The sequence below is a fragment of the Agrobacterium sp. T29 genome (assembly GCF_006970545.1).
GTDB lineage: Bacteria > Pseudomonadota > Alphaproteobacteria > Rhizobiales > Rhizobiaceae > Agrobacterium > Agrobacterium leguminum.
Genome location: NZ_CP040640.1, coordinates 1,725,292 through 1,749,217, shown reverse-complemented (window position 1 = coordinate 1,749,217; position 23,926 = coordinate 1,725,292). Strand labels below are relative to the sequence as shown.

The following is a 23,926-nucleotide window of genomic DNA, read 5'->3' as shown; positions in this document are numbered from 1 at the left end:
GGGACACACGAAGGAGTGGACATGACTGACTATCTCGCAGATGTGAAGAAATATGACGCAGCAGCCGACGAAGCCGTGGTCGGCAAGATCGTCAAGCATCTCGGCATTGCCCTGCGCAACCGGGATTCCTCGCTGGTGTCCGCTTCCGATCCGGAAGAGCTTGCACGTGTGAAGGCGAGCTGGTGCGGCAAGAAGCTCGGCGTGACCGACGGTACGGCCGATCAGGCGATCGATGCTGTCGCCAAGGCCATGGCTGCGGACCGCTCCAAATCGCGCGTGACCTTTTATTATCTGGTCGCCAAGGAACTCGGGAAACTGCAATCTCTCTGATTTTTCCTGAAAGGCGGGGATAAGCGTTTCCCCGGTGATTGGTTCTGCCGCCCTGTGCTATTATATTCCCCTGATATCAGGGAATCGGCGGCAGAACGCATGAAACAATATCTCGATCTTCTCCGGCATGTGATGGAAACCGGCTCCGACCGCGGAGACCGCACCGGCACAGGTACGCGCTCGGTGTTCGGTTACCAGATGCGTTTCGATCTCTCCGAAGGTTTTCCGGTTCTCACCACCAAGAAGCTGCATCTGCGCTCCATCATTCACGAACTGCTGTGGTTCCTGAAGGGTGATACCAATATCGCCTATCTCAAGGAAAACGGCGTTTCCATCTGGGATGAGTGGGCCGACGAGAACGGCGATCTCGGTCCGGTCTATGGCGCGCAGTGGCGCTCGTGGCCCGCACCGGACGGTCGCCATGTCGACCAGATCGCGCTTTTGATCGAGGGCCTGAAAACCAATCCGAACTCCCGCCGTCACATCGTTTCGGCCTGGAACCCGGCGCTGGTGGACGAGATGGCGCTGCCGCCCTGCCATTGCCTGTTCCAGTTCTATGTTTCGGACGGCAAGCTGTCCTGCCAGCTCTATCAGCGCTCGGCCGACATTTTCCTCGGCGTGCCGTTCAACATCGCGTCCTATGCGCTGCTGACGCTGATGGTGGCGCAGGTCACCGGCCTGAAGCCGGGCGATTTCGTCCATACGCTTGGCGATGCGCATATCTATGCCAACCATTTCGAGCAGGCGAAGCTGCAGATGACGCGCACGCCCAAGGCCCTGCCGACGATGCGCCTCAACCCGGATGTGAAGGATCTTTTCAGCTTTAAGTTCGAAGACTTTACGCTGGAAAACTACGAGGCCGATTCAAGCATCAAGGCGCCGATCGCGGTATGAGCGAGCCGCGTGTCACCATCATCGTTGCGGTGTCCGAAAACGGCGTCATCGGCCGCGACCTCGACATGCCGTGGAAGCTTTCCACCGACCTCAAGCGCTTCAAGGCGATGACGATGGGCAAGCCGCTCATCATGGGCCGCAAGACATTTTTGTCCGTCGGCGAGCGTCCATTGCCGGGCCGCCCGCATATCATCGTCAGCCGCAATGCCGATTACCGGCCGCAAGGCGTGGATGTCGTCTCCTCGCTGGAGGAGGCTTTGAAGCTCGCCAGAAGCAAGGCTGCGGAACTGGGTGTGGATGAGGTCTTCGTGGCCGGTGGCGGTGAGATTTACCGTCAGGCCATGCCCTTCGCCGATCAACTTTCCGTCACCCATGTCGCGGTAAAGCTCGATGGCGACACTTTTTTTCCGGAAATCGATCCTGCCGTTTTTGAGAAAACCGAGGAAATCCCCGCTCCCGCAGGGGAAAAGGACAATTATCCGGTTCTGTTTACCACTTATGTGCGAAGAGCCGCGTCAAAGTGAACTATTTACCCTGATTGGGTATTTAGTTACCACCTCTGCGTTGAAACGGACGCTTCTCCTTCCTATAACGGGTCGATATTCCCGCCGCACGCGAGCAATCGCTTTCGAACGGAACCGGGAGAGGCTTTTATAAAGAGGTATTGATGCCCTGGAGCAATCAGAATGGCGGCGGCGGCCCTTGGGGCGGCGGCGGTGGAGGAAACAACCAGGGCGGCGGTGGCGGCCCATGGGGGCAGGGGCCTAACCGGCCTCGCGGTGGTGGCGGCGGCAATGGCGGCCCCCCCGATCTCGAAGAGATCATCCGGCGCAGCCAGGACCGTTTCAAGAATGTGCTGCCCGGCGGCTTCAACGGCGGCGCGGTTGCCATCGTGGTTCTCGTCGTGCTGGTTTTCCTCGGCATCCAGTCCATCTATACCGTCCAGCCGGACGAGCGCGGCGTGGAGCTGCGCTTCGGCCGCCCCAAGGACGAAATCTCGATGCCCGGTCTGCATTTCCATCTGTGGCCGATCGAGACGGTTGAAATCGTCAAGGTTACCGAGCAGCAGCAGAATATCGGTTCGCGCGCCTCGTCGTCATCGTCGAGCGGCGTGATGCTGACGGGCGACCAGAACATCGTCAACGTTCAGTTCTCGGTGCTCTATACGGTTTCCGATCCGAAATCCTATCTCTTCAACGTCGACAGCCCGGCCGAAACCCTGCAGCAGGTTTCCGAAAGCGCCATGCGCGAAGTCGTCGGCCGTCGTCCGGCACAGGATATTTTCCGCGATAACCGTCAGGCGATTGCGGCGGATGTGCGCACCATCATCCAGTCCACCATGGACGGTTATGGCGCCGGCATTTCCATCAATGCCGTGGCCATCGAAGATGCGGCGCCGCCGCGCGAAGTGGCCGATGCCTTCGACGAAGTGCAGCGTGCCGAACAGGACGAAGACCGCTTCGTTCAGGAAGCCAACCAGTACGCCAACCAGAAGCTCGGCGCCGCTCGCGGTCAGGCCGCGCAGATCCTCGAAGAAGCGAACGCGTACAAGTCGCGCGTCGTCAACGAGGCGCAGGGTGAGGCGCAGCGCTTCGTCTCCATCTATGACCAGTATCGCACCGCGCCGGACGTGACCCGCCAGCGCATGTTCCTGGAAACGATGGAGCAGGTCCTGAAGGGTTCCAACAAGATCATCATCGACGAAAAACAGGGCGTGGTGCCTTATCTGCCTCTGAACGAGATCATGCGCAACAATCCGGGCGCAGCACAGCAGGGAGGCAACTGATATGGGTAACCGTCTTTCTGCCATTCTCGTCGGCCTCGCCGTCGTGCTTTTCCTCGGTTACTCGTCGATCTTCGTCGTCAACGAGCGCCAGCAGGCCATCGTTGTCCGCTTCGGTGAAATCCAGGATGTGAAAACCGCGCCGGGCCTCTATTTCAAGCTGCCCTTCGCCTTCATGGATGCCGACCGGGTACAATATATCGAGAACCGGGCGCTGCGCTTCGATCACGACAATATCCGCGTTCAGGTTTCCGGCGGCAAGTTCTACGAGGTCGATGCCTTCGTGGTCTATCGCATCACGGATGCGCGCCGCTTCCGGCAGACGGTCTCGGGTGACCAGATGTCGGCGGAATCGCGCCTGCGTACCCGTCTCGACGCATCGCTGCGCCGGGTCTACGGTCTGCGCGGCTTCGAATCGGCGCTCTCGGACGCTCGTGCATCGATGATGCAGGAAGTGCGCGACGATCTGCGTCCCGATGCGGAATCGCTCGGCATCAGCATCGTCGATGTCCGCATCCGCCGTACCGATCTGACGCAGGAAGTCTCGCAGCAGACCTTCGAGCGCATGAAGTCGGAACGTCTGGCCGAGGCCGAACTGATCCGCGCCCGCGGTAACGAAGAGGCGCAGCGCCGCCGCGCCATCGCCGACCGTCAGGTCGTCGAACTGGAATCCGACGCCCGCCGTCAGTCCGAAGTGTTGCGCGGTGAAGGCGATGCGGAGCGCAACAAGGTGTTCGGTGAGGCTTTCCAGCGCGATCCGAACTTCTTCGAGTTCTATCGCTCCATGTCCGCCTATGCCAATGCGCTGAACGGCAACGGCACGACGCTGGTTCTGTCCCCGGACTCGACCTTCTTCCGTTATTTCAACAATATCGACGGTGCGGCCCCTGCCGCTCCGGCTGCCCCTGCGCCAGCGCCGGCGAACTGATAGCGGATAAAATGATTTTGGAGGGGCCGGTTTTACCGGCCCTTTCTTTTTGGTCCGTTTTCGTGCCAATGCTGTGGCTAAGGGCAAGGCGTCCCCCGCCTGTTCACGAAAAGGTATTTTTACACTTCATCATTCCGCCTTATGCTTTGCCGATATATGCAGGGCAAGACTATTTGAAACGCGAGGACGCTTATGGCCGTGACCCTTCTTTCGCCTTTTCGCAGCAGTATCGCCGCAGTCGCGGGCATCGCGCTTGTGGCAGGTAGCCTGACGGCACCGGTTGCTGCGAGAGCGCAGAGCCATGGGCCGGAATCGGTGGCCGATCTCGCCGAGCCGCTTCTCGATGCGGTGGTAAATATTTCCACGTCGCAGAACGTCAAGACTGAGGGCAAGGGCCCGGTTCCGCCGCGTCTGCCGGAGGGCTCGCCCTTTCAGGAATTCTTCAAGGATTATTTCGACAGCCAGAAGCCCGAGGGCGGCGAAAAGGTGAGTTCGCTGGGCTCGGGTTTCGTCATCGATCCGGCCGGTTATGTCGTCACCAACAATCACGTCATCGAGGGTGCTGACGCCATCGAGGTGATTTTCCCGAACGGATCGAAGCTCAAGGCAACGCTGGTCGGCACCGATACCAAGACCGACCTTTCGGTGTTGAAGGTGGAGCCGAAAACGCCGCTGAAGGCCGTCAAGTTCGGCGATTCGCGCAGCATGCGCATCGGCGACTGGGTGATGGCCATCGGCAACCCCTTCGGGCTTGGCGGCTCGCTGACAGTGGGTGTCATTTCCGCGCGCGGGCGTAACATCAATGCCGGTCCCTATGACAATTTCATTCAGACGGATGCGGCCATCAACAAGGGCAATTCCGGCGGTCCGCTCTTCAACATGAAGGGTGAGGTTATCGGCATCAATACCGCGATCATTTCCCCGAGCGGCGGTTCGATCGGCATCGGTTTCGCCGTGCCGACGGAGCTTGCCCAGAATATCGTCCAGCAGCTCATCGAGTTCGGGGAGACGCGCCGCGGCTGGCTCGGCGTTCGTGTCCAGCCCGTCACCGACGATGTGGCGGCAAGCCTCGGCATGGACAGCGCCAAGGGTGCGCTGATCTCCGGCGTCGCCAAGGGCGGACCGGTGGAGAACGGCCCGATTCAGGCCGGCGATGTCGTGCTGAAATTCGACGGCAAGGATATTCATGAGATGCGCGACCTCTTGCGGATCGTGGCGGAAAGCCCGGTCGGCAAGGAGGTCGATGTGGTGATCCTGCGTGACGGCAGGCAAGAGACCGTCAAGGTCAAGCTCGGGCAATTGCAGGATACGACCGACGAAAAGGCCTCGGCCGAAGATCAGCAGAGCGAAGACGGCGATGGCGGTGTGGTTGCACCGGAAGATGATGGCGGCGCCGACGATCAGGCGCAGGACCAGACGCCGGAAGTGCGCGAGGCGCCGCAGAGCGTGCTCGGCATGAATCTCGTGGTGCTGAGCAACGAATTGCGCACCGAAAAGGGCATTGCCGAAAGCGTCGAAGGCGTGCTGGTCGCGAGCGTCGATCCGGGTTCGCCCGCCGAGCAGAAGGGCATGAAGGCCGGCGATATCATCGTCGAGGTCGGGCAGGACTTCATGGAAGTGCCGGGCGACGTGCTGGTGCGCGTCAACGGCCTGAAATCCGAAGGCCGCAAGAATGCGCATATGATGGTGGCCGATGCGCAGGGTAATTTGCGCGTCGTGGCGCTGCCGCTGGAATAAGGCGCTTTCCGCCTGGTCAGGCAGGAATCGGGTGGTTATGATCCCGGCTGCTCTCTAATTCTTGGTCTCCATCGAACGGAGGCCAAGGATATGAAATTACTCGAAAACAAGGTTGCCATCATCACCGGCGCGTCATCCGGCATCGGCCGGGCGACGGCGATGCTGTTTGCCGCCGAAGGTGCGGCCGTTGTCATCAATGCGCGCGGCGAAAAGGCCCTGCATGAGGTTGCCGCAGACATTCGTGAGGCCGGCGGTCGTGTCCACACGGTTGCCGGCGATGCCGGTGTTGCCGAAACCCATTCCCGGTTGGCGGATGCGGCCATAAGCGTCTTCGGTGGCCTCGATATCGCCGTCAACAATGCCGGTGCGGTGGGAGCCATGAAACCGCTGGCGGAGATTTTGCCTGCGGAATGGGATCATGCGCTCAACGTCAATCTCACCTCCGCCTTTCTGGGCGCGCGTTACCAGATTCCGCCGATGTTGATGCGGGGTGGCGGCTCCATCGTCTTCACCTCGAGCTTCGTCGGCACCAGCGCCGGCATACCGGGCATGGCGGCTTATGGCGCCGCCAAGGCGGGGTTGATGGGGCTGGTGAAAGGCATTACCGCCGATTATGCGGTGAAAGGCATTCGCGCCAATGCGCTGCTGCCCGGCGGGGTCGATACACCTGCTGCGGGAGACGACGCCCAGAAGGAATGGGCCGCCGGCCTGCATGCAATGAAACGTATCGCGGAGCCGCCGGAAATTGCGCGGGCAGCGCTTTTCCTCGCGAGCCCCATGGCGAGCTTCGTCGCCGGTGCCGCTCTGTTCGCCGATGGCGGCAATGCGGCGGTGAAATGACCTTGGGAACTGGCGGGCAGGTGTCTTATCGCGCCCGCCATTCCTCCAGCGTCAGCGCATAGGTGACGTGCGGCCGCAGATGCGGATGCGTGTCTTCCGGCACGCGCGGATGGTCGAAGTCGCGGGAAGGATCGCGCTTCAGGCCGATGCGTTCCATCACCGCCGTCGAACGGTGGTTGTTGTGGACGGCGAAGGAGACGATTTCTGGCGTTTCCTTTTCGTCGAAGGCCATGACGAGCAGCGACTGCGCCGCTTCCGTGACATAGCCGTGGCCCCAGAAGCGGGTGGCGAGCCGCCAGCCGATCTCCATGGTGCCGACCGGGAAGGGCGGATCGAGGTTCATGACGGGGGAGATACCGCAGAAGCCCATGACCTCGCCGGTTTCACGCAGTTCCATCGCATAAAAGCCATAGCCGCTGCCGCGGATCATGCAGTTGATGGTTTCCAGCACGGCGTCCGCTTCCGCATGGCTGCGGCGGAAGGGGAAAAACTCCATGACCTTTTCGTCGGCGTTGATTTCGCGGAACAGGTCACGGTCGCTCTCTTTCCACTCGCGCAGAATGAGTCGTGGCGTCTCTCGGATGATCATGGAGTGACAAAATCCGTCTTGCGATAGCCCTGGATGTAAAGAAGCGCCGTCAGGTCGCCATGATCGATGCGCATCTGCGCCTCGGCGGCCACGGCCGGTTTGGCGTGCAGGGCAACGCCGGCGCCGGCGAGATGCAGCATGCCGAGATCGTTGGCGCCATCGCCGACCGCCATCGCTTCTTCCGGCGAGATGCCGAGCCTTGCGGCAATATCGTTCAGCGCATCCACCTTGGCCTGTTTGCCGAGGATGGGTTCGGCCACGGTGCCGTCAAGCTCGCCATTGGCTTCGCCGAGCAGATTGGCGCGGTCCTCATCGAAACCCAGCATGGCGGCGACGCGGCCAGTGAAGACGGTGAAGCCGCCGGAAACGAGGGCGGTGTAATAGCCCTTGGCCTTCATGGTGGCGATCAGCTCCCTGCCGCCGGGGGTAAGCGTGATGCGCTTTTCGATGACATCGTCGATAACCGAGACAGGCAAACCCTTCAGCAGCGCCACACGTTCCCGCAGTGCGGGTTCGAAGGCGATCTCGCCATTCATGGCGCGGGCGGTAATAGCGGAAACTTTTTCCTTCAGTCCGACTTCGGCGGCCAGCTCGTCAATGCATTCCTGGCCGATCATGGTCGAATCCATATCGGCGATCAGCAGTTTCTTGCGGCGCTGATCCTGTTCCTGGATGACGATATCGACTGGCTGTCCGGCAAGCGTGGCTGCAATGGCACTGCGAGCCTGTTCGGCTGCGGTGCCGGAAGGCAAGGCGATATCGCAGGCGATGCCATCGGCCAACCAATAAAGGCCCGATGCGTTGACGGCCTTTGCGGCCGCCTCGCCGAGGGCCGGTGTCAGAACAGGATTTGACGGATTGGCGATAAGCGTGGCAACGAGAGCCATGATGAAAAACCTTGATGAGAATTTTGATGCGATCCTGATAACCGGCCCGACGGCAAGCGGCAAGTCCGCGCTTGCGCTTCGTCTGGCGCGGGAGCGGGGCGGCGCCGTCATCAATGCCGACAGCATGCAGGTTTATGACACGCTGCGGGTGCTGACCGCGCGACCGTCCGAAGACGAGATGGAGGGCGTGCCGCATCTTCTCTACGGCCATGTGCCGGCGAGCAGCCTCTACTCAACCGGCGAATGGCTGCGGGAGATTTCCGCCCTGCTTGCGGATTTGCGCGGGCAGGGGCGTTTGCCCGTCATCGTCGGCGGTACGGGGCTTTATTTCAAGGCGCTGACGGGCGGGCTTTCCGACATGCCCGCCATTCCGGATGACATCCGCGATGGGCTGCGTGCCCGGCTGATCGGGGAGGGAGCGGCTGCGCTCCATGCCGAACTCGCACGGCACGATCCGGCCATGGCGGATATGCTGCAGCCGGGAGACGGCCAGCGTATCGTCCGGGCGCTGGAGGTGCTCAAGGCGACCGGAAAGTCGATCCGGGATTTTCAGCGCGCCAGCGGCCCGATGATCGTCGATCCCGACCGGGCGCAAAAATTCGTCGTCCTGCCGGAAAGGCCGGTGCTGCATGACCGCATCAACCGGCGTTTCGAGATGATGATGGATAGCGGGGCGGTGGAGGAGGTGCAGGCGCTTCTCGCGCTCAACCTCGCATCCGATGCCACCGTAATGAAGGCGATCGGCGTTGCCCAGATTGCCGATATGCTGGCCGGGCGCATCGGCGAGGTGGAGGTGATCGAAAAATCGGCGGCCGCGACCCGTCAATATGCCAAACGGCAGATGACCTGGTTCCGCAACCAGATGGGCGACGACTGGACACGTATCCAGCCGTGAGCGCCCATCAGTCTTTCCGGTAGAGACTGCCGAGCGGCTTCTTCAGCAGGCTTTCGCGGAGCGAGGGACGTGCATCGCCGGGTGGCAGGCCATTCTGCGCCTGCATCTGGAAACTCGCCTTGCGCAACTCGTTGACGGCGCCGGAGGCGGCATCGGGTGCCGCCGGATTTGGCGATGCGGAGAGCGTGCGGCCGGGCAGCATGTCCGGGCGGTAGGGCTCGTATCCCTCCGGTGCGGCCGTTCCCAGTTCCCGCTTCCAGCGGTCGATGTCGTCCGTCTCCCGTGGTGCGGCTGCCGGCTCCGGCAGATCGGAAAAGGCTGCTTCGACGCTTTGCTGGAAGCCGGTGATAACGGGCTTGGCCGTGGCGCGCATGCGGGTGACGATGTTGTTCAGATCGACCGTGTCAGGGGTTTCATGGTTCGTATGGCTGATGGTGCCGCTCGCCTTCGGCAATTTGGCCGTGGCCACGCGGTCGAAACGCATGCGCATCGGTACATTGACGGCCTCGCCAAAGGCGATGGCCTCGCCATTGCCGATGGAAGACAGAAAGCTGGTGGTCGAGGTCGATGCGTTCGGTACGGCGGAGAGAATGATCTTCTGGTCGATCTCGTTCGACAGCCGCATGGCGAAAACGGTCGAGCATTGCGACAGGATGGTCTGGTCCAGCTCGCTTGGCCGCTGGCTGATGACGCCGAGCGAAATGCCGTATTTACGGCCTTCCTTGGCGATCTGGGCAATGGATTGCCGGGTGGGGAAAAAGCCGCGCTCGGGGTCGGCAGGCACATAACGGTGCGCTTCCTCGCAGACGACAAGCATATGCAGCGAGCCGCGCGCCAGCACCGCCAGTTCGAAGGACATGCGGCAGAGGACGGAGATCACCGAATTCACCACTTCGGAGGGGATGCCGGAGAGCTGGAACACCGAAATCGGCTTGCCTTCCCCGGGAATGCGGAAAATATGCGCGACCGTCTCCAGAATGGTGTCGCTGATCGTATTGCTGGAGAACATGAAATTGTAGCGCGTGTCGTTGATGGCCGAGAGGATGCGGCCTTTCAGCGAGCGCAGCGCGGGTTTTTCGCCACGCCCTTCCAGCCGGCCGATACGTTCGTCGATGAGGGCGAGAAGATCGGCCATGCGATAGGGCACCGGCGTATCCGGCGTGATCGCGCTCTTGTCGGAGGTGCGGCGCACGGCGGAACCTTCGGTGCCGCGAAATGCTTTTTTCGCTTCCGGAACGAGGTCGCGAAGGACATCCATTTCTTCCGGCACGGGTTTGCGGCCGCGGAAAATCACTTCCGCAAATTCCTCAAGGCGCATCAGCCAGAAGGGAAGATCCAGCGTATCGGTGTCGATGACGACCGAATGATCGGGAAAGGCGGCCGCGAATTCATTGTGCGGATCGAGAATGAGGACACGCAGCTTCGGGTCGGCCTCGATCGCCTTGTTCAGAAGCAGCGAGACGGCGGTGGTCTTGCCCACACCCGTCGAGCCGACGACGGCGAAATGTTTGGCGAGCATCTGGGGAATGCTGATGGTGGCGTTGATCGTGTCGTCCTGAGTCAGCCTGCCGATCGTGCAGGCGTCGCGCTTGCCGCTGTCGTAAATCTTGGCAAGATCGCTGGTGCGGATGCGATGCGCCACTGCACCGAGATAGGGGTAACGGGAAATGCCGGTGGAAAAGCGCTCGCTGCCGTCCTCGGTGCGATAGACTTCGCCAACCAGTTCAACCTCGATCAGCAGCCTGTTCGGCCTGTCCGCCGCCCAGTAGTCCTCGCCGGTTCGCATGGAAAAAACCAGCGCCGCCACACGGCTCGTACCCATTTCGATGGAGATCAGGCGTCCGACGGACCAGAGCTGCGAGACATCGGTGGTGCCGGGTTCCGTTTCGGCGGCGATGGTGGCATGCGCACCGTTACAGGCGATGACGCGGCCCAGCATGCGGTTCGCCGGCTGCTGGCCGGATCGCCGTTCGTTTTCGTCCATGCGGGACGCATTATGAAACGTGTCGTTACTCACATTTTTTCCCGGTACATGCGGATGATCGCGGTGGTTCGGGCAGTATCTGCGTTCTCGATATTAAAAGATTATGCTTAACAACATGTGTACCGGCTGCGTTCGAAAATTTCGCCGAAGCAGCCTTTCGGGTAATAAAAGAAGGCGGCGGCGATTTTTTCCTGCAATATGCGTTGACGGCTGGCGCTTTTGTGGCTAACACTCCGGCCCATGAAAAATCTTAACGTACTTATCGTGGTGGGACGGCGCATGGGCAGGATGGTGTAACCATCCGGCGAAAGCACCCATGCGCTGAACGAGGCTCCTCTAGGGGCCTTTTTTTATGTCTTCAAACAGGCCCTCGGGCTCCTCGATATCCAAAGCCAAAGCGGGATGGAAACAGGCAATGACGGATAAGGACAATACGGAAAACAGCAATCGCATGACAGGTGCGGAGATCGTTCTGCAGGCGCTGAAGGACAATGGCGTCGAGCACATCTTCGGTTATCCTGGCGGTGCCGTGCTTCCGATCTATGACGAGATTTTCCAGCAGGAAGACATCCAGCATATCCTCGTGCGCCACGAGCAGGGCGCTGGCCATGCCGCCGAAGGTTATGCCCGTTCCACCGGCAAGGTCGGCGTCATGCTCGTCACCTCCGGCCCCGGCGCGACGAATGCGGTCACCCCGCTGCAGGATGCGCTGATGGATTCCATTCCGCTCGTCTGCCTGTCCGGCCAGGTTCCCACCACGCTGATCGGTTCCGATGCGTTCCAGGAATGCGATACCGTCGGTATCACGCGCCCCTGCACCAAGCACAATTGGCTGGTCAAGGACGTCAACGAACTGGCGGGCATCATCCATGAAGCCTTCCGTATCGCGCAGACGGGTCGTCCCGGTCCTGTCGTCGTCGATATTCCGAAGGACATCCAGTTCGCCACCGGCACCTACACACCGCCTTCCGCCGCCACCCAGCATGAGAGCTACAAGCCGAAGGTTCAGGGCGATCTCAACGCCATTCATGCCGCCATCGACCTGATGTCGAAGGCGAAGAAGCCGGTTTTCTACACCGGCGGCGGCGTCATCAATTCCGGTCCGGAGGCAACCCGGCTGCTGCGCGAACTGGTCGAGCTGACCGGCTTCCCGATCACCTCGACGCTGATGGGTCTCGGCGCCTATCCGGCTTCCGGCAAGAACTGGCTCGGCATGCTGGGCATGCACGGTTCCTACGAAGCCAATATGACGATGCATGATTGCGACGTTCTGGTCTGCGTCGGCGCGCGTTTCGACGACCGAATTACCGGCCGCATCAATGCGTTCTCGCCGAATTCGAAGAAGATCCATATCGATATCGACCCGTCCTCGATCAACAAGACGGTTCGCGTCGACGTGCCGATCATCGGCGATGTCAGCCATGTTCTGGAAGATATGGTTCGCCTGTGGCGCGCTCTGCCGAAGAAGGTTGAGAAGGCGCAGACGGCCGACTGGTGGGCGCAGATCGAGCGCTGGCGCGCCCGCAATTCCTTCGCCTACAAGAATTCCAACGATGTCATCATGCCGCAATATGCCTTGCAGCGGCTTTATGAGGCGTCGAAGGGTCGCGACACTTACATTACCACTGAAGTCGGCCAGCATCAGATGTGGGCGGCGCAGTTCTTCGGTTTCGAGGAGCCGAACCACTGGATGACCTCGGGCGGTCTCGGCACCATGGGCTACGGCCTGCCGGCGGCCATCGGCGTTCAGGTCGCGCATCCGGACGCGCTGGTCATCGACATTGCCGGTGACGCCTCGATCCAGATGTGCATTCAGGAAATGTCCTGCGCCATCCAGTACGGTCTGCCGGTGAAGATCTTTATCCTCAACAACCAGTATATGGGCATGGTGCGCCAATGGCAGCAGCTGCTGCATGGCAACCGCCTGTCCAACTCCTATACGGAAGCCATGCCCGATTTCGTCAAGCTGGCGGAAGCCTATGGCGCGGTCGGCATGTATTGCGACGATCCGAAGGAACTGGACGACAAGATTGCAGAAATGATCGCGGTCAAGAAGCCGGTCATCTTCGATTGCCGTGTTGCCAATCTTGCCAATTGCTTCCCGATGATCCCGTCTGGTAAGGCTCACAACGAGATGCTGTTGCCGGATGAGGCGACGGATGAAGCGGTTGCCAACGCCATTGACGCCAAGGGCCGTCAGCTAGTCTGAGCCGGGAGAGGAAAAGGACATGAACGCACACCTACAACCCACCGGCTCGGCCTATTTCATCCAGAAGGAAACGGCTGCCGTCGAAAATCACACGCTGTCGGTTCTCGTCAGCAACGAGCCGGGCGTTCTCGCCCGGGTCATCGGCCTGTTTTCCGGCCGTGGCTACAACATCGAGAGCCTGACGGTTTCGGAAACGGAACATGAGGCGCATCTGTCGCGCATCACCATCGTCACGCGCGGCACGCCCATCGTGCTGGAGCAGATCAAGGCGCAGCTTGAGCGCATCGTGCCGGTGCACCGGGTTCTCGATCTCACCGTTCGCGCCCGCGAACTCGGGCAGGAGCGGCCTATCGAGCGCGAAGTGGCTCTCATCAAGGTCGCCGGTTCCGGCGAGGACCGTGCCGAGACGCTGCGCCTTGCCGATGCGTTTCAGGCCAAGGTGGTGGATGCGACGGTGGAGCATTTCATCTTCGAGATCACCGGCAAGTCGTCGAAGATCGACCAGTTCGTGGCGATCATCAAGCCGCTCGGCCTGATCGAGATTTGCCGCACCGGTATCGCGGCGATGAATCGCGGCCCGCAGGGGATGTAACCTCCATATCCAGAGCGTATGCTGGAATATAAGCCCGCGGTTCGCCGCGGGTTTTTTTATGGCTTCACCCGGATCGGCAGATATTCAACCATATGGTTGACTTTCCGCATCGACAGTCTATATTCAACGATATGGTTGAATTATCCGCTTCACATCTCGATACCGTCTTTCATGCCCTTGGCGACGCCACGCGGCGCACGATGCTACGCGATCTTTCCCTTGGTGAGCGAACGGTGAGCCAGTTGGCCCGACCGTTCGACATATCGCTCGCCGCCGCCTCGAAACATATCAAGGCGCTGGAAAATGCGGGGCTTATCCGCCGCGAGGTGAGGGGGCGCATCCATGTCTGCCGCCTTGCGCCGGAACCGTTGGCAGAGGCGCATGAATGGCTCGATTTCTACCGACAGTTCTGGGGCAGCCGCCTCGATATTCTTGAGCAGATGCTCAGGGAGGATGATCAGGGAAAAATCCCTGCAGATGGAGGAAATGACAATGGCTGATATTGCAATGCCTGACGCCTATGGCCGTCTTGTCGAACCGACAACCCTGAAGATCGAACGGCTGCTGCCGGGGCCGATCGAGCGGGTGTGGGCCTATCTGACACAAAGCGAGCTTCGCCGTCGCTGGCTGGCTTCCGGCGAAATGCGGCTTGCGCCCGATGCGCCGTTCGAACTCGTCTGGCGTAACGATGAGCTTTCCGATCCGCCGGGCCGTCGCCCGGAAGGCTTTTCCGAAGAGCACAGGATGGCGTCCCGCATCATCACCGTCGTTCCGCCGCATCGCCTTGTCTTCAGTTGGGGCGAGGGCGCGGAGGTGTCCATCGAGCTTCAGGCTCTGGGCAAGGACGTGCTTCTGACGCTGATCCATCGCCGGCTTGCGGATCGCACGACCAAGCTCAATGTCAGCGCCGGCTGGCACGTGCACCTCGATATTCTCGCTGCCCGGCTTCAGGAAGAGGAGCCGGGACCCTTCTGGGATACCTGGCTGGGGCTGAAAGAGGAATATGAACACCGCATACCGTAATGAAGCGCGGTGCGTTCTCATGGTCTGACGGCGCGGCTTGTCGCGCCGTTTCTTCCGGTCCATACCTGGTGTCGCATCCCCGAACAACGGGCCTGCTTTTCGGCGTGGCGTTCACATTCCGATTCAACCGCTTTAGCGATTGATTCCGAAGTGTTTCGTAACCCTCTGTTACCTCACAGCATTTCCAGCGAGGTCTTGCGCGTTGGCGGCGGGAAGACGGCATCCAGCGCCGCCCAGTCTTCCTCGGTTATTTCAAGATCGGTCGCGCCGCGATTTTCCTCTACGCGGGAAACGCTGGCGGATTTAGGAATGGCGATGACGCCGTCCCTCTCCAGAAGAAAAGCGAGCGCCAGTTGCGCCGGTGTCGCCTGATAGGCCTTGGCGATGCGGATGAGTTCGTGGTTCTTCAAGATGCGGCCCTGCTCGATGGGGGAATAGGCCATCAGCGGCACGCCGCGCTCCTGGCACCAGGGCAGCAGCGAAAACTCCGGCCCACGCCGGGACAGATTGTAAAGCACCTGATTGGCGGCGCAGTTCTTGCCGCCGGGAACCGCGAAAAGCTCCTCCATGTCGTCGGTGTCGAAATTGGAGACGCCCCAGTCGCCGATCTTGCCGTCGCTCTTCAGCCTTTCGAAAGCCGCCACGGTTTCCGCAAGCGAATGCTCGCCGCGCCAGTGCAGCAGATAGAGGTCGATATGGTCGGTGCCGAGCCTTGCAAGGCTGCGCTCGCAGGCCTCTGCCGTGCCTTTGTCGCTGGCGTTCCAGGGGTAGACCTTGCTGACCAGAAACACGTTCTGTCGACGGCCGGCGATGGCCGCGCCGACCACCTCTTCCGATCTGCCGTCCGCATACATTTCCGCCGTGTCGATCAGCGTCATTCCGAGATCGATCGCCTTGCGGATGCTTTCGACCTCCTGCGGCGCGGATGATCTCGTCTCCCCCATGTTCCAGGTGCCGAGGCCAAGGGCCGGAACCTCTTTTCCGGAGGGCAGGGTGACGGAAGGAATATCGTCATACATGGGTTCGCTCCAGCGGTTGGTGATCGGACAATAGAACGTTGTTCCGACTTCTCAAAGCCGGCATGGAGGGCATTGATCCATCAAAAAAATTGACCTCGGCCATCGTTCCGGCGGGGTGGCCTGATGTTGGTCCGGCGGATAGGATTTCGGCTCAAGGAGAAATCATGACTGTCGAAACTCTTGCCGCGCTGGTGCTGTTTGCCTTCACCACATCCATCACGCCCGGCCCGAACAATATGATGCTTTTTGCCTCCGGCGTGAATTTCGGTTTCCGCCGCACCATCCCGCATATGCTGGGCATCGGGGCGGGGTTCCTGTCGCTGCTGATCGGGGTCGGCTTCGGTCTCGGCGCGTTGTTGCATTCGGTGCCCGTGCTTTACACCGGGCTGAAATTCGCAGGCGGGCTTTATCTCGTCTGGATCGCGTGGAAGATCGGCACCTCCCGCAGCCTGAGCGAGGGTTCGGCCGCATCGGAGCCGATGAGTTTCCTTGCCGCGGCCGCCTTTCAGTGGGTCAATCCCAAGGCGTGGGTGATGGCGGTGACGGCAATGGCGACCTATACGGATGAGCGGCAATATTTCCTCACCGTGCTTCTCGTCGGTGTGGCCTTCGCCGCGGTCAATCTTCCCAGCGTTTCCACCTGGGCCGGTTTCGGCTCGGCATTGCGGGAATGGCTGGCGGTGCCGGTCCGGCTCAAATGGTTCAATATCACCATGGCCGTGCTTCTCGTCATCAGCCTCTGGCCGATGCTGAAATAACGGTCTTCACGTCGGGAACTGCCGGTAACATTCCTCGGCGATTGCCTGCACCTCGTCGCGCGTCAGCTCGGCGGACACGGCGTAACCCAGTTCATTGTCGATCCAGTAGAAGGTCTCGATGCCGTCAGCGCTGGCCATGCGGAAGCTGGTGGTGCGGTTTTCCTCGTTGTGGCCGATCAGCACCGTCACCCTGCGGCCGGTCTTGTCCTGATACATCAACATTGCGCCCGGTTTGCCGCTGACGGGGATAAGACGCCCGCCGACGAGGTCATATCCGATCTTCGAGAGATCGGGTATGGTGAAGGGGTAACCGAGCCGCTTGCCGAGCCATGTTGCCAGATGCTGCTGTTCTCCGGCGCCGACTTCGACGGGATGGCGCACCTCGCTCGCGTAGATGAGATAGGCGGATTTCGCCTGCGCCGGAATATCCGTCGTCAGCGACGCCAGGGTCACGTCCTGCGGCGTGGAAAAAGACGGCGGCAGAAGCCTGCCTGCCGCAGCACCCGCCACGAAGATCAAAAGGGCGGCCGCTGTTTGCAGCAGAACCGGTTTTGCCCGCCATGCGCGGTCCCTCTTTTGCGGGCTGAGCATCGATGCATCATGCGGATGCGCGGCGGCATAGGAGGCGAAGGCATTGCGCAGAATATCGGCCTGTTTTCTCCATTCCTCCACACGGGCCTGCTCTTCCGGCCTTTCCGCCAGCCAGGCCTCGACAGCCGCGCGGTCATCGTCGGAAAGAAGTCCGTCGACATAGGCGTGCAGATCGTCTTCGGTTATGGCCTCTAGCCGTTTCATCTTGGTCTCCGCAGGGGTATGATATTATCCGCCGCCAGATGCTGGCGAAGGGTTTCGCGGGCGCGGGACAGTCTGGACATGACGGTGCCGAGCGGGATCGCCAATGTCTCTGCCGCCTCCTGATAGCTGTAGCCTTCCACCGTCACCAGCATCAGCACGGCGCGCATGTCCGGCGAAAGAAGGGCGAGTGCGCCGTGCAGACGGTCGTTCTCCAGCGTGTCGGAGAGCGTCTCCGCGCCGGCGATGCTCTCATGGCCGTCCAGGCTCTCGGACGGGTGGCGTTTCTCGGCGCGGTGGCGGTTACGATAAAGATTCGTCATTATCGTGTAAGCCCATGATTTCAAACCCGTTCCGCGCCATTGCCTTTTATTGGCCAGCGCCTTTTCCACGCAGTCCTGCAAGAGGTCTTCGCCATCGGCATCGGAACGGGAAAGGCTGCGGGAATAACGGCGCAGCATGGGCATCAGCGCCAGCATTTCGGTTTCGAAACTGCCGGCTGCGGGGGAATGGTTCCCCCGCTTTTCATCCGTCATGCCATCAGGGTTTTGCGGCATCCCATACACCGTTCATACCGTCGCCGGTGGCGTCGCCTTTTTTCGTGTCCTTGACCCAGTAATAAAGCGGCATGCCATCCTTCGCCCATTGCATCTTGCCGTCCTTGCGCTTCACGAGGGAATAGGCGCCCTCGGCCTTGTCGCTGGCGGCTGCGAAAAACGGCGGCCAGTTCACCGCGCATTTGTCATAACAATTGGATACGCCCTTCTTGTCGTTCTTGAAAGTGTAGAGCGTCATGCCTTTTTCGCCCGCCAGCACATCGCCCTTGGCGGTCTTGACGGTTTCGACCATAGGGGCGGCATAGGCCGTTCCGGCAAAAGCCAGAACGAGGGCGGGAACGATAAAGCGGATCTTCATGGACATATCCTCCTTGGTTCGGGCGGCCTCTGCCGCCAGCACATCAAGAGACACCGCAACCCGACGGATTATTCCCTGCGACAACGAATTTTTGCGATTTTTAAACTTATCCATTGAGCTAACTATTTCGATATGATAGTTAGCCTTATGGAAAACTATTCAGACGCGCTCGACGATATCTTCCTGTCTCTTGCCGATCCGACCCGCAGGGCGGTGATCCTGAGGCTGGGCGGGGGGGAGGCGAGTATCGGAACGCTGGCCGAGCCCTTCGACATGGCCCTGCCATCCTTCATGAAACATATCCGCCAGCTGGAAGAGGCGGGGCTGATCGTGACGCGCAAGCAGGGGCGCGTCCGGTTCTGCTCGCTGGAGAAACAGCGGTTCTCCATGCTCGATGGCTGGTTGTCGCAACAACGCGCCATCTGGGAAGGCCGCACCGACCGGCTCGAACAATTCGTCATGGCGCAACAGGACAGGATGTCCAGCAAAGGGGAGAATGATCAATGACCGAGACTTTCAATCCCGATCTCGACCTGAAGATTTCACGCATCATCCGGGCGCCGCGCCGGCTCGTCTGGAATGCCTGGACGGACAAGGCCAGCCTCGAACAATGGTGGGTGCCGCATCCCGGCCAATGCCGTGTCGACCGCATGGAGCTCCATCCCGGCGGCGCCTTCGAAACGCGCTACAGCGAGGACGGCACGGCCTCCGGTCCGCATGTCAAAGGATGTTTTCTGGCGGTGGATCATGAGCAGCGTCTGGTTTTCACCGATGCGCTGACGGCGGGTTTTCGCCCCTCCGCCCAGCCGTTCCTCACCGCCGTGATGACATTTCGCGATCACCCCGACGGCATGGAATATGTGGCCTATGCCATGCACAATAACCCTGAGGATCGCGACAGGCACGCGGAGATGGGTTTCTTCGACGGTTGGAACACGGTTGCGGAGCAGCTGGCGCAGCTTGTCGAGAAGCAGGCGGTCAATTGAGCCGCATCAGCCGAACAGGGGAATGTCCGGCTTGTTGAGCATGAGCCAGATGATGCCGAGAACCGCGAAAAAGGCGGGAAAACCGCAGGCGAACCAGATGCGGTAAAGGCGGAACCATTGCGCTGGCAGGGCCTGTCCGGTGGCGGCGCAGTCGCGGGCGATATCGCGCAGTCTGATCTGTATCCACACCACCGGCAGCCAGAAAATGCCGGTGAAGACATAAAGGGCGAGCGAAAGCGCGATCCAGCCCTCGGTCAGCGGCCAGCCGATGATGCGCGCGAGAAAATATCCGGTGACCGGCTGGATGATCGCGGCGGTGGCGGTAAAGACCGTGTCGGCGATGACGACGGTGCCTGAGACATGGGCGATCAGCGCCGGGCTTGCCGTCCGCCGTGCCATAACCATGAAAAAGGCAATGCCCGCGCCGGTGCCGAACAGCACCGTCGCGCCGATGACATGGGCAAGCCGCAGAAGTTCCTCAAGTGCCATCAGCGTTCATCCAAGGTGGCGAGGGCAACGAGCGTCAGGGCGACGGAAGGCAGAACCTTGACCAGAGGACCGAGCGGATCGAGCCAAAGGGTCGGTTCCAGCAGGCTGCCGCCGGCCAGATAAGCGGCGCTGACCAGCAGCATGGCGACCAGCGCCTTTCTGGCGAGCGGCCGCAGCAGAACGGCGATGCCGAGGGCTATATCGATGAGGCAGGTGGCGAGTGTGAGAATGACAGCCGGCGTGTGCGGCATGAAGGGCAGGAAATGCGCCGCTGCTCCAGTGATATTCAGCAGCGGTATGAGGCCGGACAGCAGCCAGAATAAAGACAGGCAGAGAACGATCAGGGGTTTCAACAGATATAATCTGGCAAACCACAGGTCCTGCACGCCGGAAGGGTGGGCGGCCAGCGTCTGTTCCAGGGTCTTGAGTGACGCCATCGCCGGTCCTGCTTCATTCTCCGTTACGATGCCTTCCGACATGACCGTCATGGCGGTCGAACGCAGCGGCGACCGCCAGCCGAGTTTGCCTGCGGCATCCGCCACAAGGCCGACGGGGCGCATGAAGGCGGCTGGAAGATTTATGAAAGGAGCACGGGGCAGGCCCAGCCATTGTCGGTGTCTGGCGACCACGTCCTGCAATGTCAGCGTTTCCTTCGCGGCGAGTTCGAGATCGCTGCCCGACGGGATTTCGCCGTCGATCGCCGCACATACCACGGCTGCCACATCCTCCACCGCGACCGTCCGGACGGCGATTTGTCCATTGACGAGCGGCACCACGAAGGGAAAGCCTGCAAGCGCACGCACGAGTGCTGTGCCGCCGTGCGCGTTTCGCCCAACCACCAGCGCGGGGCGCAGAATGACGTGAGGCAGACCGCTTGCGGCGAGCGCCTCATCGGCGCGGCGTTTGGTGGCGAGGAAGGGCAGGCCGGATGCTGCCCCCGCCGTGCGGGCCGATATCTGGATTATCCGTCTGCCGCCCGCCTGCGCCGTTGCTTCATGGAGCGCCAGCATCGCCTTTTCCTGCGTCGCGGCAAGGTCATCCGACAGGCCGTCCTGCAGCGCGCCCGCGCAATTGACAATGGCGTCATGGTCATGGACCAGCGATGACCAGTCTGTCGCGTGCGTCATCCTGGAAAGATCGGCTGAGACCCAGTTGGCGAAAGGCCATTTGTCGCGGGCGCGGGTGACCGAACGTGCCAGCCCCGTCACGGCATGCCCGCGGAGGTGCAGGCTTTTGAGAACCTCCGAACCGATGAAACCTGTTGCGCCGAGAATCAATATCTTCATACGAGGGATGATAGCGACCACGGTTTAAAAACCAGCCGTGTTTTATTGCCGCATTCTCACACGGCGATTCATCTTTCGTTCTTTTTCTGTTGCGCACCACGCTCGAATCCTGCGATGAGGGCGCATGTTATTTTCACCGCAACAGGACGAAGCGCTCAAGGCGGTTTCCCGCTGGCTGAAAGAAGGCCGCACACCGGTTTTCCGGCTGTTCGGTTATGCCGGAACGGGCAAGACGACGCTTGCCAAGCATTTTGCGGAAAATGTCGATGGCGAGGTGCTGTTTGCGGCCTTCACCGGCAAGGCGGCGCAGGTGCTGCGCTCGCGCGGGGCGACCAATGCCCGCACCATCCATTCGCTGATCTATCGCCCGCGCGGCGAAGAAACGGTGGAAGACGAGGAAACAGGCAAGACTTCGATTGCGCCGATGTTCTCCATCAACCGCCAGAGCCCGCTCGCCAAGGCGGCGCTCATCATCATCGATGAATGTTCGATGGTGGATGAGCAGCTGGGCAAGGACCTGATGAGCTTCGGCACGCCGATCCTCGTGCTTGGTGATCCCGGCCAGTTGCCGCCGGTTTCGGGCGGCGGCTTCTTTACCGAGCAGGAGCCGGATTATCTGCTGTCGGAAATCCATCGGCAGGCCAAGGACAATCCCATCATCCATCTTGCCATGGATGTGCGGGAGGGCCGCGAGATCATGCGCGGCGATTACGGGACCGCGCAGGTGATCTCCAAATCCGAGGTGACGCAGTCGCTGGTTCTCGATGCCGATCAGGTGCTGGTCGGCACCAACCGCACCCGCCGCCGTTACAATCAGCGGCTTCGCGAGCTGAAGGGTTTTACCGCCGATTACCCGCAATCCGGCGACAAGCTGGTTTGCCTCCGGAACGATCCGGCCAAGGGGCTGCTCAACGGCTCGCTCTGGCAGGTGATGAGTTCATCGCGCGAGACGGTGAAGCCCGGCATCAACCTGATGATCCGGCCCGAAGACGACGATATGGATCGTGGTGCTGCCAAGATCAAATTGCTGAAGGCGGCTTTCGAGGATGTGGAAACGGAAATTCCGTGGTCCACGCGCAAGCGTTATGACGAGTTCGATTTCGGCTATGCGCTGACCGTGCACAAGGCGCAGGGTTCGCAGTGGAACAATGTGGTTCTCTTCGACGAGAGCTATGCTTTCCGGGACTCGCGCGAGAGGTGGCTTTACACCGCCATTACCCGCGCGGCGGAGACACTGACAATCGTCCGTTGATCGTGACTATGCACGGATGACGCCGAGCAGAACCGCCTTGGCGACCGCCTGAAAACGGTTGCTGGCATTGAACTTGCCGATGATCTTCGCCTCGAGAACATTGAGATCGCTGCCCGAAAGACCAAGGGCGCGGGCGAGGCGCACCGGGGCGTAACCCTCCGCCATCAGTTCCAGACATTTTCGTTCGGTGTCGGTGAGGGCGATGTCCTTGGCGGGCGCCCGTTCCGTGCCATCCATGCCGTCCGCATCCGTGTCGGCGACCAGCAGTTCCTCGATCTGCTGGGCCTGGCGCTGAAGGGTGGAAAGCTCGGCGGTCAATTCCCGCTTCCGCTGCCGCAGCGCGGCGTGGAATATATCGTCCGCCTCGCTTTGCGAGAGCGAACGGACGAATTTTTCCATGATCTCGGTAATGGCGGCGACGGAAATGCCCACTTCACGGCAGACGTTGATGACGGCCATGCGCTGGACATTGCGGTGGGTGTAGACCCGCATCTGGCCGATGCGCTTCGAGGTCAGCAGCGCCTTTTCCTCGTAAAAATGCAGCGTCCGATGGGTCACCCCGAAGATATTGGCCATGTCGGCGATGGGCACGGGTTCCGCGGGCAGGGAGGAGGGCAGGCTTATATCCGGTAGAAAGCTGCTGATCCTTAGATTGGGTTTGTCCTCGTCGCCGTGACTTTCGAACGGCATCCGGCCATCCTGCATTGTCTCCCCCTTCGCGCTCTTTGACAGTGTGCCTGCCTTTTTAAAGGTGCCCGTTGCTTGTTCCCCCAAGACGGGCATGTTTTCCGATCAAGACCTCATGCCAAACGCTACATCAGAACCGTAACGTGTATTGCCTGTTTTCGTTCCCGCAATAATAAAAAATTCGCCGGCCTTCTTGCGATTGGCCTCAACCTGCGTGAAACAGGATGTCAATTCCGAACCGGAGCCCCGATGCCATGCCCGCAAAACTTTCTGTCAATCTGAACGCAATTGCCATGTTACGCAACCGCCGCGATCTTCCATGGCCGGATGTCGCGCATTTCGGGCATATTGCACTGGCGGCGGGGGCAAGCGGGCTGACTGTACACCCGCGGCCGGATCAGCGCCATATCCGCTTTTCCGATCTGCCGGTGCTGCGCGCCCTGATCGACGACAGTTTCCCTGACACGGAATTCAACATCGAAGGTTATCCGACCGAGGATTTCCTCGTTCTTTGCGAGAAGACCCAACCGGAGCAGGTGACGCTGGTGCCCGACGATCCCTCGCAGGCAACCTCCGACCACGGCTGGGATTTCCGCAAGCACGGCGTTTTCCTGAAAGACGTGGTGGGGCGCCTGAAGGCTGGCGGCATGCGCGTCTCGCTTTTTGCCGATGGCGATGGCGAACGCGAGCCGGTGGAACTGGCGGCGGAAACGGGCGCGGCGCGTATCGAACTTTACACCGGCCCCTATGGCGGCTGTTTTGACGATCCGCAAAGGGGCGATGCGCTTCTCGAAAAGCTCGGGCAGACGGCGGATCATGCCAGAGCGCTCGGGCTTGCCGTCAATGCCGGCCATGACCTCACTGTCGCAAACCTGCCCAGGCTGATGAAACGTATCCCTTATCTGGCCGAGGTTTCCATCGGCCACGGGCTGACGGCGGATGCGCTTGAATATGGCATGGCTGAAACAGTCCGGCGTTTTTGTCACGCCTGCGGTCAGGCTATTTCATAACCAAAGTCAATTTTTTTGCCTATAGTTTGGCTGCGCATGCT

27 protein-coding genes are annotated in these 23,926 nt (G+C 60.7%); 17 read left to right on the top strand and 10 right to left on the bottom strand.

Going from position 1 to position 23,926, the window contains the following annotated elements; translation table 11 throughout:
* Nucleotides 1–21: 21 nt before the first annotated feature.
* The 7 genes from FGF54_RS08955 (at nucleotide 22) to FGF54_RS08925 (ending at nucleotide 6,512) form a co-directional block, all read left to right on the top strand.
* Nucleotides 22–330, top strand: coding sequence for a DUF2853 family protein (locus FGF54_RS08955; protein WP_003522365.1), 309 nt, complete (start codon nucleotides 22–24; stop codon nucleotides 328–330).
* 99 nt (nucleotides 331–429) lie between these two features.
* On the top strand, nucleotides 430–1,224 hold the full coding sequence (locus FGF54_RS08950; RefSeq protein WP_080851482.1) for a thymidylate synthase: 795 nt from the start codon (nucleotides 430–432) through the stop codon (nucleotides 1,222–1,224).
* The gene (locus FGF54_RS08945) at nucleotides 1,221–1,748 is read left to right on the top strand and encodes a dihydrofolate reductase (RefSeq protein ID WP_142779453.1); all 528 of its coding nucleotides are present in this window, start codon (nucleotides 1,221–1,223) and stop codon (nucleotides 1,746–1,748) included. The genes FGF54_RS08950 and FGF54_RS08945 overlap by 4 nt, the downstream gene beginning before the upstream one ends.
* A 143-nt stretch (nucleotides 1,749–1,891) precedes the next feature.
* Complete coding sequence (gene hflK, locus FGF54_RS08940) at nucleotides 1,892–3,010, top strand: FtsH protease activity modulator HflK (protein WP_003522368.1); 1,119 nt, start codon at nucleotides 1,892–1,894, stop codon at nucleotides 3,008–3,010.
* A gap of 1 nt (nucleotide 3,011) precedes the next feature.
* The gene (gene hflC, locus FGF54_RS08935; RefSeq protein ID WP_020812048.1) at nucleotides 3,012–3,935 is read left to right on the top strand and encodes a protease modulator HflC; all 924 of its coding nucleotides are present in this window, start codon (nucleotides 3,012–3,014) and stop codon (nucleotides 3,933–3,935) included.
* 192 nt (nucleotides 3,936–4,127) lie between these two features.
* Nucleotides 4,128–5,672: a Do family serine endopeptidase gene (locus tag FGF54_RS08930; RefSeq protein WP_003522370.1), complete on the top strand. Its 1,545-nt coding sequence runs from the start codon at nucleotides 4,128–4,130 to the stop codon at nucleotides 5,670–5,672.
* 90 nt (nucleotides 5,673–5,762) lie between these two features.
* Nucleotides 5,763–6,512 carry an SDR family oxidoreductase gene (locus tag FGF54_RS08925; RefSeq protein ID WP_142779452.1) on the top strand — a complete coding sequence of 250 codons (750 nt, stop codon included), beginning with the start codon at nucleotides 5,763–5,765 and terminating at the stop codon, nucleotides 6,510–6,512.
* Between the two features lie 25 nt (nucleotides 6,513–6,537).
* On the opposite strand, the gene FGF54_RS08920 is transcribed toward FGF54_RS08925, so the two are convergent.
* Nucleotides 6,538–7,101, bottom strand: a complete 564-nt coding sequence (locus tag FGF54_RS08920; protein ID WP_142779451.1) for a GNAT family N-acetyltransferase — start codon at nucleotides 7,099–7,101, stop codon at nucleotides 6,538–6,540.
* A complete protein-coding gene (serB, locus tag FGF54_RS08915) occupies nucleotides 7,098–7,988 on the bottom strand; it encodes a phosphoserine phosphatase SerB (RefSeq protein ID WP_020812045.1) in 891 nt (296 codons plus the stop codon). Before serB ends, FGF54_RS08920 begins: the two co-directional genes overlap by 4 nt.
* Between serB and miaA the strand changes: the two genes are divergently transcribed.
* On the top strand, nucleotides 7,987–8,883 hold the full coding sequence (miaA, locus tag FGF54_RS08910) for a tRNA (adenosine(37)-N6)-dimethylallyltransferase MiaA (RefSeq protein ID WP_142779450.1): 897 nt from the start codon (nucleotides 7,987–7,989) through the stop codon (nucleotides 8,881–8,883). The two genes, serB and miaA, sit on opposite strands and share 2 nt — an antisense overlap.
* A 7-nt stretch (nucleotides 8,884–8,890) precedes the next feature.
* On the opposite strand, the gene FGF54_RS08905 is transcribed toward miaA, so the two are convergent.
* Nucleotides 8,891–10,900: an ATP-binding protein gene (locus FGF54_RS08905; RefSeq protein WP_142779449.1), complete on the bottom strand. Its 2,010-nt coding sequence runs from the start codon at nucleotides 10,898–10,900 to the stop codon at nucleotides 8,891–8,893.
* A 382-nt stretch (nucleotides 10,901–11,282) separates the two neighbouring features.
* Between FGF54_RS08905 and FGF54_RS08900 the strand changes: the two genes are divergently transcribed.
* The 4 genes from FGF54_RS08900 (at nucleotide 11,283) to FGF54_RS08885 (ending at nucleotide 14,691) form a co-directional block, all read left to right on the top strand.
* Entirely contained in the window at nucleotides 11,283–13,076 is a 1,794-nt protein-coding gene (locus FGF54_RS08900) for an acetolactate synthase 3 large subunit (protein WP_035239227.1), read from the top strand.
* Nucleotides 13,077–13,095: 19 nt separating this feature from the next.
* Nucleotides 13,096–13,668, top strand: coding sequence for an acetolactate synthase small subunit (gene ilvN / locus FGF54_RS08895; RefSeq protein WP_003522378.1), 573 nt, complete (start codon nucleotides 13,096–13,098; stop codon nucleotides 13,666–13,668).
* 131 nt (nucleotides 13,669–13,799) lie between these two features.
* A complete protein-coding gene (locus FGF54_RS08890) occupies nucleotides 13,800–14,168 on the top strand; it encodes a helix-turn-helix transcriptional regulator (RefSeq protein WP_031233868.1) in 369 nt (122 codons plus the stop codon).
* On the top strand, nucleotides 14,161–14,691 hold the full coding sequence (locus FGF54_RS08885) for an SRPBCC family protein (RefSeq protein WP_031233869.1): 531 nt from the start codon (nucleotides 14,161–14,163) through the stop codon (nucleotides 14,689–14,691). The genes FGF54_RS08890 and FGF54_RS08885 overlap by 8 nt, the downstream gene beginning before the upstream one ends.
* A gap of 173 nt (nucleotides 14,692–14,864) precedes the next feature.
* On the opposite strand, the gene FGF54_RS08880 is transcribed toward FGF54_RS08885, so the two are convergent.
* On the bottom strand, nucleotides 14,865–15,710 hold the full coding sequence (locus tag FGF54_RS08880; RefSeq protein ID WP_142779448.1) for an aldo/keto reductase: 846 nt from the start codon (nucleotides 15,708–15,710) through the stop codon (nucleotides 14,865–14,867).
* Nucleotides 15,711–15,874: 164 nt separating this feature from the next.
* Here FGF54_RS08880 and FGF54_RS08875 point away from each other — a divergent pair, with 164 nt between their 5' ends.
* Complete coding sequence (locus FGF54_RS08875; RefSeq protein WP_142779447.1) at nucleotides 15,875–16,468, top strand: LysE family translocator; 594 nt, start codon at nucleotides 15,875–15,877, stop codon at nucleotides 16,466–16,468.
* Between the two features lie 6 nt (nucleotides 16,469–16,474).
* On the opposite strand, the gene FGF54_RS08870 is transcribed toward FGF54_RS08875, so the two are convergent.
* Genes FGF54_RS08870 through FGF54_RS08860 form a run of 3 tightly spaced genes read right to left on the bottom strand, consistent with a single transcriptional unit; the run spans nucleotide 16,475 to nucleotide 18,181 of the window.
* Entirely contained in the window at nucleotides 16,475–17,263 is a 789-nt protein-coding gene (locus FGF54_RS08870; protein ID WP_020810223.1) for an anti-sigma factor, read from the bottom strand.
* Nucleotides 17,260–17,817: an RNA polymerase sigma factor gene (locus tag FGF54_RS08865; RefSeq protein ID WP_065655851.1), complete on the bottom strand. Its 558-nt coding sequence runs from the start codon at nucleotides 17,815–17,817 to the stop codon at nucleotides 17,260–17,262. Before FGF54_RS08865 ends, FGF54_RS08870 begins: the two co-directional genes overlap by 4 nt.
* Nucleotides 17,801–18,181, bottom strand: a complete 381-nt coding sequence (locus FGF54_RS08860) for a hypothetical protein (RefSeq protein WP_078051963.1) — start codon at nucleotides 18,179–18,181, stop codon at nucleotides 17,801–17,803. Before FGF54_RS08860 ends, FGF54_RS08865 begins: the two co-directional genes overlap by 17 nt.
* Nucleotides 18,182–18,322: 141 nt before the next feature.
* On the opposite strand from FGF54_RS08860, the gene FGF54_RS08855 reads away from it, so the two are divergent.
* Together FGF54_RS08855 and FGF54_RS08850 are read left to right on the top strand one after the other, a co-directional pair.
* A complete protein-coding gene (locus tag FGF54_RS08855; protein ID WP_168208040.1) occupies nucleotides 18,323–18,682 on the top strand; it encodes a helix-turn-helix transcriptional regulator in 360 nt (119 codons plus the stop codon).
* Nucleotides 18,679–19,161 (top strand): SRPBCC family protein, encoded by a 483-nt coding sequence (locus FGF54_RS08850; RefSeq protein WP_142779445.1) that lies wholly within the window; start codon nucleotides 18,679–18,681, stop codon nucleotides 19,159–19,161. The genes FGF54_RS08855 and FGF54_RS08850 overlap by 4 nt, the downstream gene beginning before the upstream one ends.
* 6 nt (nucleotides 19,162–19,167) lie before the next feature.
* On the opposite strand, the gene FGF54_RS08845 is transcribed toward FGF54_RS08850, so the two are convergent.
* Nucleotides 19,168–19,650 carry a DUF2269 domain-containing protein gene (locus tag FGF54_RS08845; protein WP_142779444.1) on the bottom strand — a complete coding sequence of 161 codons (483 nt, stop codon included), beginning with the start codon at nucleotides 19,648–19,650 and terminating at the stop codon, nucleotides 19,168–19,170.
* Nucleotides 19,650–20,936, bottom strand: coding sequence for an SDR family oxidoreductase (locus FGF54_RS08840; RefSeq protein ID WP_142779443.1), 1,287 nt, complete (start codon nucleotides 20,934–20,936; stop codon nucleotides 19,650–19,652). The genes FGF54_RS08845 and FGF54_RS08840 overlap by 1 nt, the downstream gene beginning before the upstream one ends.
* A 124-nt stretch (nucleotides 20,937–21,060) precedes the next feature.
* On the opposite strand from FGF54_RS08840, the gene FGF54_RS08835 reads away from it, so the two are divergent.
* Entirely contained in the window at nucleotides 21,061–22,188 is a 1,128-nt protein-coding gene (locus FGF54_RS08835) for an ATP-dependent RecD-like DNA helicase (protein WP_059756749.1), read from the top strand.
* A gap of 6 nt (nucleotides 22,189–22,194) precedes the next feature.
* Here FGF54_RS08835 and FGF54_RS08830 read toward each other — a convergent pair whose 3' ends face one another.
* On the bottom strand, nucleotides 22,195–22,893 hold the full coding sequence (locus tag FGF54_RS08830) for a MerR family transcriptional regulator (RefSeq protein WP_142779442.1): 699 nt from the start codon (nucleotides 22,891–22,893) through the stop codon (nucleotides 22,195–22,197).
* Nucleotides 22,894–23,129: 236 nt separating this feature from the next.
* On the opposite strand from FGF54_RS08830, the gene FGF54_RS08825 reads away from it, so the two are divergent.
* Nucleotides 23,130–23,885, top strand: coding sequence for a pyridoxine 5'-phosphate synthase (locus FGF54_RS08825; protein WP_142779441.1), 756 nt, complete (start codon nucleotides 23,130–23,132; stop codon nucleotides 23,883–23,885).
* Nucleotides 23,886–23,926 lie beyond the last annotated feature (41 nt).